Annotated in this window: 17 protein-coding genes; 1 reads left to right on the top strand and 16 read right to left on the bottom strand. The window is 69.8% G+C overall.

The genetic code is table 11. From position 1 onward, the window contains the following. Positions 1-182 precede the first annotated feature (182 nt). The 5 genes from Q0Q47_RS24195 to Q0Q47_RS24175 form a co-directional block, all read right to left on the bottom strand. A complete protein-coding gene (locus Q0Q47_RS24195; protein WP_293866070.1) occupies positions 183-917 on the bottom strand; it encodes an SDR family NAD(P)-dependent oxidoreductase in 735 nt (244 codons plus the stop codon). Beyond that, positions 914-1,711, bottom strand: a complete 798-nt coding sequence (locus Q0Q47_RS24190; RefSeq protein WP_293866067.1) for an SDR family oxidoreductase — start codon at positions 1,709-1,711, stop codon at positions 914-916. The genes Q0Q47_RS24195 and Q0Q47_RS24190 overlap by 4 nt, the downstream gene beginning before the upstream one ends. 9 nt (positions 1,712-1,720) lie before the next feature. After that, complete coding sequence (locus tag Q0Q47_RS24185) at positions 1,721-2,509, bottom strand: SDR family NAD(P)-dependent oxidoreductase (protein ID WP_293866064.1); 789 nt, start codon at positions 2,507-2,509, stop codon at positions 1,721-1,723. A gap of 81 nt (positions 2,510-2,590) precedes the next feature. Beyond that, entirely contained in the window at positions 2,591-4,144 is a 1,554-nt protein-coding gene (locus Q0Q47_RS24180) for a long-chain-fatty-acid--CoA ligase (protein ID WP_293866061.1), read from the bottom strand. 9 nt (positions 4,145-4,153) lie between these two features. Then, the gene (locus Q0Q47_RS24175) at positions 4,154-4,933 is read right to left on the bottom strand and encodes an enoyl-CoA hydratase-related protein (protein ID WP_293866058.1); all 780 of its coding nucleotides are present in this window, start codon (positions 4,931-4,933) and stop codon (positions 4,154-4,156) included. 178 nt (positions 4,934-5,111) lie between these two features. Between Q0Q47_RS24175 and Q0Q47_RS24170 the strand changes: the two genes are divergently transcribed. After that, positions 5,112-5,786 carry a TetR/AcrR family transcriptional regulator gene (locus Q0Q47_RS24170; protein ID WP_293866055.1) on the top strand — a complete coding sequence of 225 codons (675 nt, stop codon included), beginning with the start codon at positions 5,112-5,114 and terminating at the stop codon, positions 5,784-5,786. Between the two features lie 21 nt (positions 5,787-5,807). On the opposite strand, the gene Q0Q47_RS24165 is transcribed toward Q0Q47_RS24170, so the two are convergent. The 11 genes from Q0Q47_RS24165 to Q0Q47_RS24115 are packed head-to-tail and all read right to left on the bottom strand — an operon-like array spanning position 5,808 to position 17,188. Then, positions 5,808-6,965: an acyl-CoA dehydrogenase family protein gene (locus Q0Q47_RS24165; protein ID WP_293866052.1), complete on the bottom strand. Its 1,158-nt coding sequence runs from the start codon at positions 6,963-6,965 to the stop codon at positions 5,808-5,810. Next, on the bottom strand, positions 6,958-7,710 hold the full coding sequence (locus tag Q0Q47_RS24160; RefSeq protein WP_293866049.1) for an SDR family NAD(P)-dependent oxidoreductase: 753 nt from the start codon (positions 7,708-7,710) through the stop codon (positions 6,958-6,960). Before Q0Q47_RS24160 ends, Q0Q47_RS24165 begins: the two co-directional genes overlap by 8 nt. After that, positions 7,707-9,290 carry a class I adenylate-forming enzyme family protein gene (locus tag Q0Q47_RS24155; RefSeq protein WP_293866046.1) on the bottom strand — a complete coding sequence of 528 codons (1,584 nt, stop codon included), beginning with the start codon at positions 9,288-9,290 and terminating at the stop codon, positions 7,707-7,709. Before Q0Q47_RS24155 ends, Q0Q47_RS24160 begins: the two co-directional genes overlap by 4 nt. 26 nt (positions 9,291-9,316) lie before the next feature. Beyond that, complete coding sequence (locus tag Q0Q47_RS24150) at positions 9,317-10,480, bottom strand: acyl-CoA dehydrogenase family protein (RefSeq protein WP_293866043.1); 1,164 nt, start codon at positions 10,478-10,480, stop codon at positions 9,317-9,319. 31 nt (positions 10,481-10,511) lie between these two features. After that, positions 10,512-11,312 carry an enoyl-CoA hydratase-related protein gene (locus Q0Q47_RS24145; RefSeq protein WP_293866040.1) on the bottom strand — a complete coding sequence of 267 codons (801 nt, stop codon included), beginning with the start codon at positions 11,310-11,312 and terminating at the stop codon, positions 10,512-10,514. A gap of 59 nt (positions 11,313-11,371) precedes the next feature. Further along, positions 11,372-13,474 carry an acetate--CoA ligase family protein gene (locus Q0Q47_RS24140; protein ID WP_293866038.1) on the bottom strand — a complete coding sequence of 701 codons (2,103 nt, stop codon included), beginning with the start codon at positions 13,472-13,474 and terminating at the stop codon, positions 11,372-11,374. 8 nt (positions 13,475-13,482) lie between these two features. Beyond that, complete coding sequence (locus Q0Q47_RS24135; protein ID WP_293866035.1) at positions 13,483-14,718, bottom strand: acyl-CoA dehydrogenase; 1,236 nt, start codon at positions 14,716-14,718, stop codon at positions 13,483-13,485. Next, positions 14,715-15,149: a Zn-ribbon domain-containing OB-fold protein gene (locus tag Q0Q47_RS24130; protein WP_293866032.1), complete on the bottom strand. Its 435-nt coding sequence runs from the start codon at positions 15,147-15,149 to the stop codon at positions 14,715-14,717. The genes Q0Q47_RS24135 and Q0Q47_RS24130 overlap by 4 nt, the downstream gene beginning before the upstream one ends. A 7-nt stretch (positions 15,150-15,156) precedes the next feature. Further along, positions 15,157-16,323: an acetyl-CoA acetyltransferase gene (locus tag Q0Q47_RS24125; protein ID WP_293866029.1), complete on the bottom strand. Its 1,167-nt coding sequence runs from the start codon at positions 16,321-16,323 to the stop codon at positions 15,157-15,159. Further along, entirely contained in the window at positions 16,320-16,772 is a 453-nt protein-coding gene (locus Q0Q47_RS24120) for a MaoC family dehydratase (protein ID WP_293866026.1), read from the bottom strand. Before Q0Q47_RS24120 ends, Q0Q47_RS24125 begins: the two co-directional genes overlap by 4 nt. Then, the gene (locus Q0Q47_RS24115; RefSeq protein WP_367278304.1) at positions 16,769-17,188 is read right to left on the bottom strand and encodes a MaoC family dehydratase; all 420 of its coding nucleotides are present in this window, start codon (positions 17,186-17,188) and stop codon (positions 16,769-16,771) included. Before Q0Q47_RS24115 ends, Q0Q47_RS24120 begins: the two co-directional genes overlap by 4 nt.

Genomic DNA, 17,188 nt, shown 5'->3' with positions numbered 1-17,188 from the left:
GTCCCCACCCGTCAGCCGCTTCGCGGCTGCCACCCTCCCCTGCAGGGGAGGGAGAACGCGCTCAATCCGGCCGTGCGGAGATGTGGGAATCCAGTAGGCCCGAGCCCGGGCAGGACGGCGGCGGGGTGGGCGCGTACTGAGAGTTGGATGCAAAACGGCGCGGAAGAACGATTCACGAGCTCTCAGTAGACCGCGATCCCCATCGAGCGCCCTCCGTCGAGGGTGAGGATCTGGCCCGTGACGTTGCGGGTGCGCGGGCTCGCGAAGAACGCGATGCCGTTGGCGATGTCCTCGGGCTGCCCGACCGTCTTGGTGGGCTGCTTGGCGATGAGCTCCTGCTGGCGCTCGGGCGTCAGCGAGCGGAACATCTCGGTTTCGATCAGCCCCGGCGCGATGGCGTTGACGAGGATCCCGCGCTCGGCGAGGTCCATGGCCATGCTGCGCGTCAGGCCGAGCACGCCGGCCTTGGAGGTGATGTAGGCGGAGTGGGCATAGCCCGCCAGGTAGGCGCGCGAGGCGATGTTGATGATGCGCCCACCCCGCTGCATCACCCGGGCGGCTTCCTGGGCGACGATGAAGGTGCCGACGACGTTCACCTCGTACATGCGCCGGTAGTCGTCGTCGGTCGCCGTATCGAACTTGCCGTCCCAGAAGATGGCGGCGTTGTTGACCAGCACGTCGAGGCGGGGGAGGGACCCGATCAGGGCCGAGACCGCGGCACGGTCGGTGATGGACAGGGCATGGTGCTCGACCAGGTTGCTGGTGTCCCGCAGGGTCGCGGCGCTGGCCTCGAGCGCCTGCGCATTCTGGTCCACCATGACGACGTGGAAGCCGTCCTCCAGCAGGCGGCGGACGGTCGCGAGGCCGATGCCCCGCGCCGCGCCGGTCACGAGCGCCACTTCGCGCGTGTCGGTCATTGGCGTTCTCCCACGGTGTCGACAGGCAGGACCAGGGTTTCTGTCAGGCCACCGTCCACCATCAGGATGTGGCCGTTCATGTAGCTGGAGGCGCGCGAGACCATGAACGCGGCGACCCCGCCGATCTCCTCCGGCTGGCCCCAGCGGCGCAGCGGAATGCGGCGAGACACGCCCTGTTCGTAGCCCGGCCGCGCCAGGATGGTGGTGTTGATCTCGGTGACGAAGTAGCCCGGCGCCAGCATGTTGCAGGTAATGCCGTGCGGACCGAGCTCGGCCGCCAGGGCGCGGGTCATCCCGGCGAGCCCGTGCTTGCTCGACACGTAGGCCGCGATGTTCTCGCGTCCCTTCACGGCCAGCGCCGAGCCCACGTTGACGATGCGCCCGTATCCCCGCGGCACCATCAGCCGCGCCGCCTCGCGGGCCAGCAGGTAGGTGGCGGTGACGTTGGTGGCCATCACCTTGTCCCAGGTCGCCGTCGTGGCCTGCGCCAGCGGCTCCCAGGCATTGATGCCCGCGTTGTTGACCAGGATGTCGAGACGCCCCTCGTCCTTGCCGACGGCGGCCAGCGCGGCGACGCAGGCGTCCTTGTCGGAAAGGTCGAACGGGCAGGCGCGCACGTCGAGGCCGTCCGCGCGGAGCCTTGCGGCGGCCTCTTCGAGCTGGGCCACGCCGCGGGCGGTCATGTACACCCTGGCACCGGACTCGGCGATGGCGCGGGCCATGTCGAAGCCCAGGCCGCGCGAGGCGCCGGTGACGACGGCGACCTGTCCCTCGAGGGAGAAGCGTGCGGTCATGGATCGTCCTCAGGCCGCGAGTTCGAAGGTGAAGCTGGCGGACATGCCGCCATCCACGTGGATGACCTGCCCGGTGACGTATCCCGACGCCGCCGAAGCCAGGTAGAGGACCGTGCCGACGAGTTCCTCGGGACGGCCCCAGCGGTGCATCGGGGTGACGCCGCTCACGGCCTCCACGTAGCCGGGCCGCGAGGTCAGGCTGGCGTTGATGTCGGTCTCGAAATAGCCCGGCGCGATGACGTTGGCGGTGATGCCGTCGCTGCCCAGCTCGGCCGCCAGCGAGCGCGTCAGGCCGATGATCGCGGCCTTGGAGGTGCAGTAGGCGTGCAGCTTGGCGCGGCCCAGCAGGCCCAGGATCGAGCTGACGTTGATGATGCGCCCGCCCCGCCGCTCGCCTGCGCGCATCAGGGCGGCGCACTCCTGCGCGACGACGAAGGTGGCCCTCACATTGGTGGCCATGATCCGCTCGAAATCCTCGAGGTCGCTGTCCAGGAGGGCCTGCCAGTTGATGATGCCGGCGTTGTTGACGCAGACGTCGATGCGGCCGAGTTGCTCCCCGATGCCGCGGATCCCTTCGCGCACCGCCTGCTCGTCGGCGAGGTCCAGCGCCAGCACGCTCGCCGTCCCGCCGGCGGCGGCGATGTCGCGCGCCGTGTCCTCGAGGCGCGCCCGGTCGCGGGCCACCAGCACCACGTGGGCTCCGGCCCTGGCGAGCCCGTCGGCCATGACGCGGCCGAGCCCCCGGCTGGCCCCGGTGACGAGGGCCACCTTCCCCTGCAGCGAAAACATTTCGAGCATCGCTCTTCCCCGGTCCGCCGTCCGCCCCTGACGGGGCCGTTTCCGGCCGGACGCCTTCCGGCGCGCCGGCCCGTTTGGTTCTCAGGCGCCCTTGGGGGCGCCATGGATCTTGCGCAGCATCACCTTGTCGATCTTGCCGCTCGGAAGCTTCACGATCTCGTCGACGAAAACCACGTGGCGCGGCTTCTTGTAGCTGGCGATCAGCGTGCGGCAGTGATCGACGATGGACTGGGCTGTGGGACGGGCGCCCGGTTGCGCCACCACCACCGCCATCACCGCTTCCCCCCAGGTCTCGTCCGGCACGCCGATGACGGCGACCTCCGACACGTCGGGATGCGTGACGACCGCCTCCTCGACCTCGCGGGAGTAGACGTTCTCGCCGCCGGTGATGATCATGTCCTTCTTGCGGTCGACGAGGTAGAGGAAGCCCTCGGCGTCGAGGCGCCCGACATCGCCGGTGTGGACCCAGCCGTCCCGGAGCGTGGCCAGGGTCGCGGCCGTGTTGTTCCAGTAGCCCATCATCACGGCGGGGCTGGTCAGAAGCACCTCGCCGACCTCGCCCACGGGCACGTCCTCGCCGGCATCGTCGACGATGCGGACGTTGACGCGCGGGGAGGCCCGGCCGACCGAGGTGAGGATTTCCCGGTCCCGCTCGGTTCCGTCGGGGCGGTGGTCGTGCGCCAGCAGCGTCGTGCCGATGCCCTCGGTCTGGCCGAACTGCTGCTGGAAGATCGGCCCAAGCAGCCGGAGGCCCTTCTTCAGCACGGGCAGCGGCATGGGGGCCGCCGCGTAGACGATCATGCGTAGCGCCTTCAGGTCGCGCTGCTCGATGCCGGGCGTCGCGAGCAGGGTCTGGATCATGGTCGGCGCCATGTGGGTCACCGTGATCCGCTCGCGTTCGAGACCGTCGAGGACGGCCACCGGATCGAAGCCCCGCTGCACCACGACCGTGCCGGCGCGCCAGTGCTGGGCGAGCTGGATGATCTTCGCGCCGATGTGGAACAGCGGCATCATGATCAGCAGCCGGTCGGACGGCCCGTTCAGCATGTCCGACCCGAGGATCTCGGCCGCCGCCACCTCGCCCTTCTGGGAGAGCATCACGCCCTTGGGCCGGCCGGTGGTGCCGCTCGTGTAGATCAGGAATGCGATGTCGTCGGGCTTGGGCCGAAGGCTCGGTCCGGCCGCGTCGCCGCTCGCCAGGAGGTCCTCGAAGCCGATGGCGAAGGGAGGCGGATCGCCGATGCAGACGAAGTGCTCCACGTCGCGCAGCGACGGGCGCATCGCGTCGATCGTGGCCGCATAGGCCTCCTCGAAGATGAGGACGCGGGGACCACCGTCGTTGATGATGTAGATCATCTCGGGCGGCGCGAGCCGCCAGTTCACGGTGGCGCAGATCAGGCCGCTGAGCTCGCAGGCGCCGTAGACCTCCTGGAAGGCGAGGCTGTTCTGGCTGAGGATGCCGACGCGGTCCTGGCGGCGCAGGCCGAGGCGCTGGAGGGCGCTGGCGAGCTGCCGGGCCCTGGCATGGAACTGGGCATGGGTGACCCGTGTATCCCCCCAGACGAAGGCCGTCTGGTCGGGATACTTCCACGCATTGTTGTCCAGCATGTCGGCGAGGGTTTCCGGCACTCTCATCGCGGGCTCCTAGGCGACGCCGGGGTCGAAGTGGGGTTTGCGCTTCTGGCGAAAGGCCTCGAGCCCCTCGCGGAAATCGTCGCTGGCGAAGCACAGCGGCTGGCTCAGGGCCTCGGCGTTCAGCACCGCCTCGGCGTCCGTGGACGCCTCCAGCATCCGCTTGGTCAGCTGCAGGGCGAGCGAGGGCAGGGCGGCGAGCTCCTCGGCGCGCTGCAGGGCACGGGCCTGAAGGTCGGCGTCGGGAACGACCTCGTCGGCCAGGCCGATGGCGAGCGCGTCCGCCGCCCCGTAGCTGCGCGCGTAGAGGAGAGCCTGGCGCGCCGCGGCGGGGCCGATGCGACGCTGCAGGGTGTAGGCGACGCCGAAGTCCGGGGCGAGGCCGACCTTGGGGAAGGGGAAGCCGATGCTGGCGCCCTCGGCCATGACGAGGGTGTCGCAGAGCAGTGCCAGCCCCGCGCCGGCCCCGACGGCGTGGCCGCGGACCTCCGCGATCATGGGGATGCCTGTGGCCAGCAGCAGGCGCAGGAGCCGATGGGCCGACTGGATGCGCTTGCGCCCTTCCTTGGGGTCGGAGAGGGTGTCCATGCGGCTGAGGTCGCCGCCCACCGAGAAGTTCGGAAGCGCCGACGCGAAGACGAGGACGCGGGTCGACGATTCGCCGAGCAGCGGCTGGAGAAGCTCCAGCAGTTCGCCCCGCAGGGCTTCGCCCATCGCGTTGCGCGCCTCCACGTGATTCATCACGACCCGGACGATGCCTCGGGCGTGTCGCTCGACGGTGACGAGAGCCATCGGACCTCCCCATGCGCGGCTCCTCGGCCCCTCTGCGGAGCCCGGACGCGCGTTTGGCGAACGCTACACCATGGCAAAACCTAACACTAGTTAGAATTTTTTATGCTCGCCGGTGCGCCGGGTCGTTTCCTCCGTCGGGCAAAGGATTGTATTGTCGCGCGGACACCTGAGAGACCCCATGGCCAAGAAACTTCCGAAGTCGGCCCACTCCCAGCAACGCGTGCTGGACGCGGCCGCCAAGATCTTTCGTGACTACGGCTATGCCGGGACCACGATGCGCGCCATCGCCGAGGAAGCAGACCTGCAGGCGGGCAGCATCTACTATCACTACAAGTCGAAGGACGATCTGATCGGGGCCGTGCTCGACATCGGCATCACTGCCGTGACCGACTCCGTCCGCCAGGCGATGGCGAGCCTGCCCGACGACGCGGACGGGTTCACCAGGATCGAGACCGCGGTCCGCGCCCATCTCACGGCCATCATCGAGTTCGGCGACTACACGCTGGCGACACGCCGCGTGTTCGGCCAGGTGCCCGAGGCGATCCGCGCCAAGAACCTCAAGCTGCGCGACAGCTACGCCGCCATGTGGCAGCAGATCCTGGAAGGGGCCCAGCGCAACGGCGAGCTGCGCAACGATGCGAGCCTCACCCTGGCGCGCCTGTTCATCCTGGGCGCACTCAACTGGACGGTGGAGTGGTACAAGCCGGGCGGCCGCTCGATCGACCAGGTGGCCCATGAGTTCGCCGGCCTGATCACCAGCGGCCTGCGCAAGCAGACCGTCCCGACGCTGGCGGTCGAGGCCGCGGCGCCGGTTCGTCCGCGCGCGGCGCGAAGCGCGCGCGGATCGCGCTGACCGGCGGGTTCGTGTCGGTCCTCAGCGGCCGAGGATGTGGTCGGAGATGATCCGCATCTGGATCTCCGAGGTGCCCTCGAAGATCTTCGTGAGGCGCGCGTCGCGCCAGTGACGCTCGACCTGGTTCAGCGTGGTGTAGCCGCCGCCGCCCAGGATCTGCAGGGCCTCGCTCGTCACCCTCTCCGACATCTCGGATGCGAAGAGCTTCACCATCGAGGCTTCCTTGTCGCACCGCACGCCCTGGTCGATGCGCGTGCAGACGTCGTAGAGCAGCGAGCGCGCGGCCTCGATCTGGGTGGCCATGTCGGCGATCTTGAAGCGGATCGCCTGGAAGGACCCGATCGGCGCGCCGAACTGGCGCCGCTGGCCGGCATAGGCGACCGCGTCGTCGAGCGCCGCCTGCGCCAGTCCGATCGACCGGGCGGCGGTGTGCGCCCGTGCCGTCTCGAGACCCGCCGTGGCCAGGTAGAAGCCGCGGCCTTCCTCGCCGATCAGGTTGCCGAGCGGCACGCGGCAGCGGTCGAAGGCGAGCTCCCAGGTGGTCCAGCCGTGGTAGCCGATCTTGGGGATCGGAGCGCCCGACACGCCCTGCGGAAGCTGCCCGCGCGGCTTCTCGACCATGAAGGCCGAGATGCCCCTGTGGCGCGCGGCGTTGTCGACCTCGGGCTGCGTCCTGGCGAAGACGAGGATGAAGTCCGCCCCGTCCGCGAAGGTGCACCAGTACTTGTTGCCGGTGATCTCCCACGCGTCGTCGGTGCGCCGGGCGCGGCATGAAATGGCGGCCACGTCCGAGCCCGCGTCGGGCTCGGACAGGGAGAAGGCGCCGAGGAAGTCGCCGGCGGCCATGCGCGGCAGGTAGGTCGCCTTCTGCTCGGGCGTCATCGCCTTGAGCGAGCCGATGAGGCCGTTGCCGCGGGCGATGAGCGAGGCGACGCTCATCCAGCCTTGCGCCAGCTCCTCCGCCACGAGGCAATACTCGAAGGCGCCCAGGCCCAGGCCGCCGTGCTCCTCCGGGATGAGGATCCCGAAATAGCCCATCTCGGCCATGTCCCGGATCAGGTCGTCCGGGATCGATCCCTTGACCGGGTCGAGCCGGTCGGCGACCGGGCGCACCTTCTCGCGGGTGAAGGTGCGGGCGCTGTCGCGGATGAGCCACCGTTCCTCGTTGAGCTCAGGCATGCGGGTCCTCCTCCGGCGGCAGCTGGCCCTGGCCGAGCGATCGGCCTCCGTCCACCACGAGGACATGGCCGGTCATGTAGTGGTTCTCGCGGGAGGCGAGGAACGACACCGCGCGGGCGATGTCCTCGGGCTTGCCGATCCGCCCCAGGAGCTGGAGGCTCAGCATCACCTTCTGCCGCTCGGGCGTCATGTAGTGGAGCATGTCGGTGTCGACGACGCCCGGGGCGACCGCGTTGACGCGGATGTCGCGCGGGGAGAGGTCGATGGCCATGGCCCGCGTCAGGCCGACGACCGCGGTCTTCGACGCGGCATAATGGGCCATCTGGGGCGCGCCGGCGAAGGAGCGCGAGGCGATGTTGACGATGCGCCCGCCGTTGCGCATGCGCCGCGCGCCTTCCTGCGCCACGGCGAAGGTGCCCAGCGTGTTGATCTCGAACATCTCGCGGAAATGATCTTCCGTGAGTTCGTCGAACGGGAAGGTGCTGGTGACGGCGGCGTTGTTGACGAGGACGTCGAGTGGCGCGAGGCGGTCCAGGGTGGCGCCGATCGCCGCCCTGTCGCGGATGTCGAGCACCTGCGCCTCGACCGCGTGTCCCGCCCCGGCGAGCGCGCGGGCTACGTCGTGCACGGCCTCCAGCCGGTCGACCGCGACGACGCGGTAACCTTCGCCGGCCAGCCGTTCGACGATGGCCTTGCCGATGCCCTTGGCGGCGCCCGTGACGAAGGCGGTCTCGCGTTCGCTCATGGCTTGCTCCTCGTCTCGTTTGCCGCGCCGCCGGCGGGCGCGGCGCTGCCGTGGACCTGCCGCAGCACGACCTTGTTGATCTTGCCGCTGGGAAGCCGGGGCAGCTCGCTGGTGAAGATGACGGACTTGGGCTTCTTGTAGCTGGCGATCTGCGTCTTGCAGTGCTCGATGAGCTCCGCTTCGGCGGCCTGGCCGCCCGGCGCGAGCACCACGATGGCGCGCACCACCTCGCCCCAGTACTCGTCCTTGACGCCGATCACCGCGACGTCCTGGACGGAGGGATGGGTGGCCAGGGCCTCCTCGACCTCGCGCGAGTAGATGTTCTCCCCGCCCGAGATGATCATGTCCTTCTTGCGGTCCACGAGATACAGGAACCCCTGCTCGTCGAGCATGCCGAGGTCGCCGGTGTGGTACCAGCCGCCCCGCAAGGCGGCGATCGTGGCGGCGGAGTTGTTCCAGTAGCCCACCATGTGGCTCGGCGTGCGCGTCAGGATCTCGCCGGTCTGGCCGACGGGCAGCTCGCGCCCCTCGTCGTCGACGATCTTGATGTCCACCGTCGGCGCGGCCTGGCCGATCGAGCCCAGGCGCCGGACGTCCTCCGGCGTGCCGTCGGGCTTGTGCTGGCGCTTGTGCAGCGTGGTGCCGCCGCCCTCGGTCATCCCGTAGAGCTGCAGGAAAACCGGCCCGAGCAGTTTCAGGCCGCGGCGCAGCAGCGGCACCGGCATGGGGGCCGCCGAATAGCAGATGGTGTGCAGCGAGGTGAGATCGGCCTCCTCGATGCCCGGCACGCCGAGCACCGCCTGCACCATGGTCGGCGCCATGTGGGTCATGGTGACCCTCTCGCGCACGATGGTGGCCACGATGTCGGCGGGCTTGAAGTCGTGGTGGAGGATCACCGTGGCGCCGCGCAGGTGGGCGCCGAGCTGGAGGAAGCGCGAGCCGACGTGGAACACCGGCATCATGAGCTGCAGGCGGTCGGAGACGATCAGCCCCAGTTCGGTGGCCATCAGCTGCGCCACCGCGATCTCGCCTCGGTGCGAGCGCATCACGCCCTTGGGCCGGCCGGTGGTGCCGCTGGTGTAGATGAGATGCATGATCTCGTCGGGCAGGGGACGGCTGGGCGCGCCCTCGCCGTCGCCGCCGGCGAGCAGGTCCTCGTAGGACATGGCCCAGTCCGGCGCCGGGCCGCCGAAGCAGGCGAACCCCTCTATGTGGGGCAGCTTGTGGCGGATCTGGTCCACCACACCGGCATACTGGGCTTCGAACACCAGCAGGCGGGGCGTCGAGTCGTTCAGGATGTACTCGATCTCGGGCGGGGCGAGGCGCCAGTTCACCGTCGCGGCGATGAAGCCGGCGAGCTCGCAGGCCGCGTAGGTCTCCATGAACTCGATCGTGTTCTGCGACAGGATCGAGACCCGGTCCTGGCGGCGCAGGCCGCGCTTCCAGATCGCCGAGGCGAGCCGGTTGGCACGGTCGAAGTGCTGCCGGAACGAGATCCGCCGGTCCGCATAGACGAAGGCCGTCTCGTCCGGAAACTTGTGCGCGTTGTTGCGCAGCAGGTCGCCAAGCGTCTCGATCATGCGTGTCCTCCCCCGTCCCGACCGTCTCAGCGCTTGGGCAGGCCCAAGCGGTTCGCGATGTTGTTCTTCTGGATCGCCGTCGAGCCGCCGATGATCGGCATGAGCAGCATGTCGCGCACGTGCCGCTCCATGTCGAAGCCGCGCGCGTAGCCGTAGGCGCCCATCACCTTCTGGCAGGTCAGCACGATGTCGAGGCCCGTCTCGCAGACATACATCTTTGCCATCGACGTCTCGACCGAGCAGGGCAGGTCGTTGTCGGCGAGCCAGCAGCCCCGGTAGAGCATCAGGCGCGCGGCCGCGAGCTTGGTCTGCACGTCCGCCAGCATGTGGCGGATCGACTGGTGCGAGCAGATGCGCTGGCCGAACTGGCTGCGCTGCTGCGAATACGCCCAGGCGTCGTCCACGGCCTGCGCCGCGATGCCGAGCGCCATGGCCGCGACCTCGAGCTTCTCGACCTCTAGCGCCGGGCCCACCAGCTTGGGCCAGCCCTGGTTCCAGCCCTCTTCCCCGCCGATGACGTCGGCGATGGGGATCTCCACGTTGTCGAGCGCGACGTCGTTGGTGTTCAGGCCGCGCGCGCCCATGGCCGGGATGTGGGTGAGGGTGACACCCTTCGCGGTGGGGGGAATGAGCACCAGCGAGAGGTTCTTGTAGCGCGCGTCGGGCTCGCCGGAGCGCACCAGCGCGTAGATGTAGTCGGCCTTCTCGGCGCCGGAGCACCAGCGCTTCATGCCGTTGATGACGACGGTGTCGCCGTGGCGCTCGGCCCTGGTCTTCACGCTCGCCAGGTCGGACCCCACGTCGGGCTCGGACAGGCCGTAGGCGAACAGGATCTCGCCCGCCGCCAGGCGCGGCAGCAGCCGCTGCTTCTGCTCCTCGCTGCCGGACGCCAGGATGTTCATGCTGCCGTAGCAGGCATTCATGAGGTATAGCGTGCCGATCACCATCGAGCGGCGCGACAGCTCCTCCACGGTGACCATCGTCGCGAGGATGTCCCGGCCCGTTCCGCCGTACTCCTCCGGGATGGTCATGCCGCAGACGCCGAGGTCCGCGATGGGGCCCATGAGGGCGCGGGGGACCGCGTCCTCCTCGTCCCAGCGAGCCATCAGCTCGCGGGGTGCATGCTTCTCGAGCATCCGGCGGATGCTCGTGCGCAGCATCCCGACGTGTTCCGGTTCGCCGAAGTCCATCGCGGTTCTCCCTGGCGCGGTCGCGCGGGCCTCAGCGGCCGGTGAAGCGGGGCTTGCGCTTCTCGCTGAAGGCGTTGATCGCCTCCAGGTGATCGGCTGTGCGGTTGGTCAGCGCCTCGTAGGCCATGCAGGTGTCCATCATCGAATGGGCGAGCTGCTTCAGGCCGATGTTGATGGCGGTCTTGGTGTAGCGCATCGAGGTCATGGCGCCAGCCGCGAGGCGGGCCACGAAGGCGTCCACGCGGGCGTCGAGTTCGGCCGCCGGCACCGCGTAGTTGATGAGGCCCATGGCCGCCGCGTCCGGCGCCTTGATGAGGTCTCCGGTCAGCAGGTACTCCTTGGCGCGGGCATAGCCGATCGCCTGCGGCCAGATCACGGCGCCACCGTCGCCCGCGGCGAGGCCGACCCGCACGTGGGGGTCGCCGATGCGGGCGTGGTCGGCCGCGAAGATGATGTCGCAGAACAGCGCGATGGTGGCGCCGAGGCCCACCGCGTCGCCGTTCATCTTGCACACGATGATCTTCTCGCAGTCGAGGATGCCGAAGACGACCTTCTTGGCTTCCATGATGCCGAGGTCGAACTTCTCGGGGTCGTCGTACATCTCGCGCATGCCGGCGATGTCGCCGCCCGCGCTGAAGGCCTTGCCGGCGCCCGTCAGCACGACGACGTCGATGTCGTGGTCGCGGCCCAGGTCGTAGAAGAGGCGCGAGGCCTCCTCGTGCATGGCGGCCGTCATGGCGTTGAGGGCTTCCGGCCGGTTGAACGTCACCGTCATCACGCGGTCCGTGCGCGAGAAGGCGATGTACTTGTAGCCTGAGTAGTCGACGCCCATCGCGTCCTCCCGGATGTCAGGTCAATGCCGGCACGGGCCGGCGGGATAGTCGGAACAGTTCAGCGGGTTACCAGCAAAGCGTCGAGGGCGACAACGCCTTCGCCGCGCGGGCGCACCAGGACTGGATTGAGATCAATCGACTCGAGATCGTCCCCATGGGCGGCGGCGAAGCGCGAGAGCGACACCAGCAGGTCCGCCAGCGCCTCGACGTCGCTGGGAGCGGCGCCTCTCACGCCTTCCAGCAGCGCGTGGCCGCGGATGCCCGAGATCATGGCCATGGCCTCGTCGCGGCCGAAGGGTGCGAGGCGGAAGCACACGTCGCGCAACACCTCCACGTGCACGCCGCCGAGGCCGAACATGACCACGGGGCCGAACACCGGGTCGCGCGCGACACCCGCGATCACCTCGACGCCGCCACGCGCCATGGGGGCGACCAGCACCCCGTCGATGGCCGCGTCGGGGCGGTGCAGGGCCGCCCGGCGCAGCAGTTCGGCGAAGCCGGCCTCGACCGCGGCGCGGTCGGCCACGCCGACCATGACCCCGCCGATCTCGGTCTTGTGCTCGATGGCCGCCGAGACGATCTTGAGCACCACGGGATAGCCGATCGCGTCGGCGGCGGCTCCGGCCGCCGCGGCGTCGGTCGCGAGGCGCTCGTCGAGGAAGGGCACGCCCGCGCCCGACAGGATGCGCTTGGCGTCCGGTTCCGAAACGGGACCCTTCGGCAGGGATCCTTGGCCGGTCGCGGCCACCTGCGCGGGCGCGGCGGGCCGTGCGAACGCCTGGGCGAAACGCGCGAGCGCGGCGATGGCGACGACGGCGCGGTCCGCGTCCTCGTAGACGAGGAAGCCGGCGGCCTCGTAGTCGCGCACCACCTCGGGATCGCCGATCATGGCCATCACGATCAGCCGGTCGGAGAAGCGCGCGCAGCCATCCATGATCGCCTTGCGCAGCGGTGCCGACAGCGTCCGCGTGTTGGGGACGGTGGTGAAGAAGCCGATCAGCGCGTCGTAGCCGCCTTCCTCGAGGATGACCTCGATGTTGCGGGCGAGCAGCGACATGTCGTTGAGGGCCTGCGCGGTCGTATCGACCGGGTTCGTCACGGAGGCGAAGGGCAGCAGCTCCTTGAGCTTGCGCTGCGCGTCGTCCGGCATCGGCGCGACGTCGAGCCCGTGACGCTCGGCGGCGTCGCAGATGAGGACGCCGGCGCCGCCCGACAGCGTCACCACGCCCAGCCGGTTGCTCGCCGGGAAGATGCCGCGCATGCAGGCATAGGCGACGTCGATCTGCTCCTCGGTGGTGGTCGCCCGGTAGACGCCGGTCTGCTGGAACAGCGCGTCGTAGACCGCGTCGGAGCCGGCGAGGGAGGCGGTGTGGGACGAGGCGGCCTTGGCGCCGGTCTCGGACCTGCCGACCTTGATCATGACGACGGGCTTGCGGTTGGCCCTCGCGCGCTCCAGGGCGGCGCGGAAGCGCGGACCGTTCCGCACTCCCTCGACATAGGCCATGATGACCTTGACGTCGTCCTGCCCGGCCATCCACTCGATGGCTTCCGACACGTCCACGTCGGCTTCGTTGCCGGTGGTGATCCAGTAGCCGATGCCGATGCCGCGGCGCCGCGCCAGGTAGGCGATGTGCGAGCCGTAGGCGCCGCTCTGGCTGACGATGCCGAGTTCGCCGGGCTTGGGCATCTCGCGGTCGAGCGACTGGGTGAAGGTGCCGAAGAAGCCGATGCGCGGATTGAAGATGCCGAGGCAGTTGGGGCCCAACAGCCGCAGGCCGCCGGCCCGGGCGATGTCCGTGATGCGGCTCTGGATCGCCAGGCCTTCCTCGCCCGCCTCCGCATAGCCCGCCGAGAAGATCACGGCCCCGCGCACGCCGCGCGCCACGCAGTCGCGCACGGCGCCCTCGGTCAGCGCCAGCGGCACGGCGATGATCGCCACGTCCGGGGCCTCGGGGCAGTCGGCGAGCGACTTGTAGGCCTTCAGTCCCTGCACCGTCTCGCGGTTCGGGTTGACCGGATAGATGCCGCCCTTGAACCCGCCCTCGATGAGATAGCGCACCGGCCGCCCGGAGATGCGGGTCGCATCGTCGGAGGCACCGAGGATGGCGACCGACCGCGGGCGGAAGAGGGCGTCGAGCCGGGCAGGATCGGCGTGGGCCATGGGTGTCCTCAAAAGGTGATGCCGCGGCTCAGCATTTCGCGCGCGATGGTGCGCCGCTGGATTTCGCTGGTGCCGTCGGGAATGCGCATGGACCGGGTGAAGCGGTAGCCCGCCTCGAGCCGGAGCTCGTTGGTGAGGCCCATGCCGCCGTGGACCTGCATGCAGCGGTCGAACACGGTGTTGGCGGCCTCGGTGCAGCGCAGCTTGACCATCGAGAGCTCGGCGAGGGCGCGCTCGCCGCGCTCCAGCTTCGCCGCGCAGTCGAGCAGCATCGTCTCGGCGCCGTAGATGTCGGCCGCGCTGTCGGCCAGCAGGATCTGCACGGCCTGATGGTCGCCGATGGGCTGGCCGAAGGTCTTGCGGATCTTGGCGTAGTCGACGGCCTGGGCCAGCGCCCAGCGGGCCATGCCGATGCAGGTCGCCGAAAGCCCCAGGCGCCCGATGTTGACGCCGTGCATCGCCACCGCGAGGCCCTTGTCGACCTCGCCGAGGCGGTGGTCGTCGGGCACGCGCAGCCCGTCGAAGGAGAGGATGCCGATCTCCGCGCCGAGCTGCCCCATGATCGGGATGGTGGAGACCACCGAGAAGCCCGGGCTGCGGGTGTCGACGAAGAAGCCGGTGACACCGCCGGAGCGCTTCGCGGCCTTCTCCGTGTCGGTGACGGCGAAGATCATCGCGTAGTCGGCGTAGGGGCCGTTGGTGATCCACTGCTTGGAGCCGTTGAGGATCCAGTGGTCGCCGTCGCGGACCGCGCGCGTCGCCATGCCGAACACGTCGGATCCGGCGTTGGGCTCGCTGAGGCCGAAGCACAGGGTCTTCTCGCCGCTGGCCAGGGCAGGCAGGTAGCGCGCCCGCACGTCCGCCCGAAGGCTCGTGAGCAGGGGCGAGAGACCGTTCGTGAACGGGGAGGGGATCACCACGGGGTGGATCAGCACGCGGCCCGGGCCGCAATGCGACGACAGGAGGCCGTTAAGGTACACCGCCGCCATCGGGCCCAGCCCGCCGCCGCCCAGCTCCTCGGGGCCGAACATCGTATAGAAGCCCTCGCGGGCCGAGCGTTCGCGCACCGTCTTGCGCAGCGCCTGCACCGCGTCCGTGAAGCGGCCGTGCTCGTCGAAGATCGTGCGGTCGCTGGCCAGCAGCGCCCGGTTCTCCTGTTCCAGCGGCACCACCTCGCGCTCGACGAAGCGGATGAGGCTCTCACCGACCTGGACGATGTCCTGCGGAACCTGGGCGGGGATCACGACGGGTCCTTGTCGAGGGTGAACTTCGGCAAGGTGAGCTCGGGCGTCACGTCCTCGAAGCGGACCGTCACGCGGTCGCCGATCCGGACCTGCTCGACGTCGGGCGTCACGATGTTGGTGAGCATCCGCGGGCCTTCGTCCAGGGTGACCATGGCGATCACGTAGGGCACGTCGGCGGCGAACACCGGTCCGGCCGGCTTGCGAGCGATGGTGTAGCTGTAGATCTCGCCCTTGCCCGACACGTCGGTCCAGTCGAGCTGGTCCGAGTGGCAGTGCGGGCAGAGCTCGCGCGGGTAGAAGTGGTGCTGGCCGCAGGCCCGGCAGCGGGGAATGGACAGGCGGTGAGCCCGTGCCGCGTCCCAGAACGGCTTCGTGCCGGGATCGATGACGGGCTGCGGCTTGTCGTAGGTGCTCTCGGCTGGCGTCGACATCTCGGCCTCAATGGTTGGCGAGGATCACGGTGCCGCCGGAGGACAGCGTCCCGCCGGTGCCGTGGACGAGGGCGGTGCGGACGCCCGGGACCTGCCGTGCGTCGGCCTCTCCCCTGAGCTGCCGAACGGCCTCGATCAGCAGGAAGATGCCGTACATGCCCGGATGGCAGTAGGAGAGGCCCCCGCCATTGGTGTTGAGCGGGAAGGCTCCTCCGGGCGCGGTCCGCTGGCCGGAGACGAAGGCGCCGCCTTCGCCGGGCTTGCAGAAGCCCAGCGCCTCCAGCGTCATCAGCACGGTGATGGTGAAGCTGTCGTAGCACTCGACGATGTCGATGGCGTCGTGGCGGATCCCCGCCATCTCGAAGGCGCGGCGGCCCGACATTTCCGCCGCGGTGAGGCGCGCGAGGTCCGGCATGGCGCCGATGGACCAGTGCGTGTGCGCCTCGCCGTAGCCCCGGACGTGGATCATGCGGCTGCCGTGGGCCCGCGCGTTCTCGGCCGTGGTCATGACGATCGCGCCGGCACCGTCGGTCACCAGGCAGCAGTCGAGCAGCTTGAGCGGGTCGCTGATCGGGGTGCTGCGCATCACGTCGTCGATGGTGAGCGGATCGCGCATGGTGGCGGCGGGGTTGAGCGCCGCCCAGGCCCGGGTCGCCACCGCGATCTCGGCGAGCTGCTCCTCGCGGGTGCCGAACTCGTGCATGTGGCGGCGGGCCGCCAGCGCGTAGCCGCCGACGGGCTGGGGGATGCCCCAGACGTTCTCGAACTGCATGGTCAGGACCGGAGGGCGGCCCCCCAGCGTGCGGCTGCGCTCGCTCTTCTGGACCGAGCCGTAGACGATCAGCGCCACGTCGCAGTAGCCGCGCTCGATGGCCATCGCGGCGTGGGCCACGTGGGCCTCGAAGGCCGACCCGCCGATGTTGGTGGTGTCGGCGAAGCGCGGGAACACGCCGAGATATTCGCCCAGCGTCACGGACGCGAGCATGCCGGGACCCGGCTGCCCCCACAGGCCGGCGACCAGCAGGCCGTCGACGTCCTTCATGGCGAGGCCGGCATCGTCGATGGCCGCCTTGGCGGCGCGGGCCTGGACCTGCAGCACCGAGCCGCCGCCGACCGCGCGTCCGTCCTTCAGGGGGATGTCGCCCACCCCCACGATTACAGCTTCCCGGCTCATGCCATCGTCCCCGATTGTGTCGCCAGCGGGATCCTCGCCCGTCCGGCCAGGATCGTCCGTTCGCCGGCCTTGGCTTCCAGCGTGATGCTCGCGACGGCCCGGCCGTCCTGCTCGCCGACGTCGTCGACGGTGCCGTTCACCTCGACCCGGTCTCCGGCGAAGACGGGCCCCACGAAGGCGATGTCCAGCGTGCCGGCCGCGTCGAAGGCGCCCCGGCTCCAGCCGTTCAGCATCTCGGCGACGTAGGCCAGGGTCATCAGCCCGTGCGCGATCGTGCGGCCGAAGGGGCCGGTCGCGGCGAAGGCGGGATCGACATGGATGGGGTTGAAGTCGCCCGAGGCGCGGGCGTAGGCGTCGATCGTCGCCTGGTCCACCGTGCGCGCCACCTGCGGCAGCGTCTCGCCGGCGCGCGGCACCGGAGCGGTCGTCGACAGGGGTGCCACGCTCATGGGTCGCGCCCCCAGATGGACGTGACCTGTCCGCTCGACACCAGGCTCCCGTCCTCGCCATGCGCCTCGAACGTCGACACCACGTAGGGCCGCTCCTTGCGCACGTATTTCTCGGTCACGCGGCCCTGGATGGAGAGCGTCTCTCCCAGTCGCAGGGGGCGGTGGAAGGCGAGCGTCTGCTTGGCGTGGATGCCGCCGGGAGGGCTGCGGCGCGCCGTCAGCAGGTCGATGAGATAGACGCAGGCGATCATGGACGGCACCCGTGCCAGCGCTTCGCCGTCCCGGTAGAGGCGACCGTCGTTTCCGGTCGCCGCCAGGAAGGCTGCGACCTTCTCGCCGTCGGCGGTGAAGGTCAGGGGCGCGGCCGGGAAGACCTCGCCGACCTCCACCTCGTCGAAGCGCCGGTACCGCTGCAT

The organism is uncultured Alsobacter sp. (genome assembly GCF_945952055.1).
GTDB lineage: Bacteria > Pseudomonadota > Alphaproteobacteria > Rhizobiales > Beijerinckiaceae > Alsobacter.
Note: the sequence above shows the minus strand (reverse complement) of the source record. Positions and strands in the feature narration are given on the sequence as shown.

Excerpts from the sequence above, each read along its gene's own strand:
- Q0Q47_RS24195 (WP_293866070.1), bottom strand. The coding sequence starts at position 917 with ATGACCGACACGCGCGAAGTGGCGCTCGTGACCGGCGCGGCGCGGGGC.
- Q0Q47_RS24190 (WP_293866067.1), bottom strand. The coding sequence starts at position 1,711 with ATGACCGCACGCTTCTCCCTCGAGGGACAGGTCGCCGTCGTCACCGGC.
- Q0Q47_RS24185 (WP_293866064.1), bottom strand. The coding sequence starts at position 2,509 with ATGCTCGAAATGTTTTCGCTGCAGGGGAAGGTGGCCCTCGTCACCGGG.
- Q0Q47_RS24180 (WP_293866061.1), bottom strand. The coding sequence starts at position 4,144 with ATGAGAGTGCCGGAAACCCTCGCCGACATGCTGGACAACAATGCGTGG.
- Q0Q47_RS24175 (WP_293866058.1), bottom strand. The coding sequence starts at position 4,933 with ATGGCTCTCGTCACCGTCGAGCGACACGCCCGAGGCATCGTCCGGGTC.
- Q0Q47_RS24170 (WP_293866055.1), top strand. The coding sequence starts at position 5,112 with ATGGCCAAGAAACTTCCGAAGTCGGCCCACTCCCAGCAACGCGTGCTG.
- Q0Q47_RS24165 (WP_293866052.1), bottom strand. The coding sequence starts at position 6,965 with ATGCCTGAGCTCAACGAGGAACGGTGGCTCATCCGCGACAGCGCCCGC.
- Q0Q47_RS24160 (WP_293866049.1), bottom strand. The coding sequence starts at position 7,710 with ATGAGCGAACGCGAGACCGCCTTCGTCACGGGCGCCGCCAAGGGCATC.
- Q0Q47_RS24155 (WP_293866046.1), bottom strand. The coding sequence starts at position 9,290 with ATGATCGAGACGCTTGGCGACCTGCTGCGCAACAACGCGCACAAGTTT.
- Q0Q47_RS24150 (WP_293866043.1), bottom strand. The coding sequence starts at position 10,480 with ATGGACTTCGGCGAACCGGAACACGTCGGGATGCTGCGCACGAGCATC.
- Q0Q47_RS24145 (WP_293866040.1), bottom strand. The coding sequence starts at position 11,312 with ATGGGCGTCGACTACTCAGGCTACAAGTACATCGCCTTCTCGCGCACG.
- Q0Q47_RS24140 (WP_293866038.1), bottom strand. The coding sequence starts at position 13,474 with ATGGCCCACGCCGATCCTGCCCGGCTCGACGCCCTCTTCCGCCCGCGG.
- Q0Q47_RS24130 (WP_293866032.1), bottom strand. The coding sequence starts at position 15,149 with ATGTCGACGCCAGCCGAGAGCACCTACGACAAGCCGCAGCCCGTCATC.
- Q0Q47_RS24125 (WP_293866029.1), bottom strand. The coding sequence starts at position 16,323 with ATGAGCCGGGAAGCTGTAATCGTGGGGGTGGGCGACATCCCCCTGAAG.
- Q0Q47_RS24120 (WP_293866026.1), bottom strand. The coding sequence starts at position 16,772 with ATGAGCGTGGCACCCCTGTCGACGACCGCTCCGGTGCCGCGCGCCGGC.
- Q0Q47_RS24115 (WP_367278304.1), bottom strand. The coding sequence starts at position 17,188 with ATGCAGCGGTACCGGCGCTTCGACGAGGTGGAGGTCGGCGAGGTCTTC.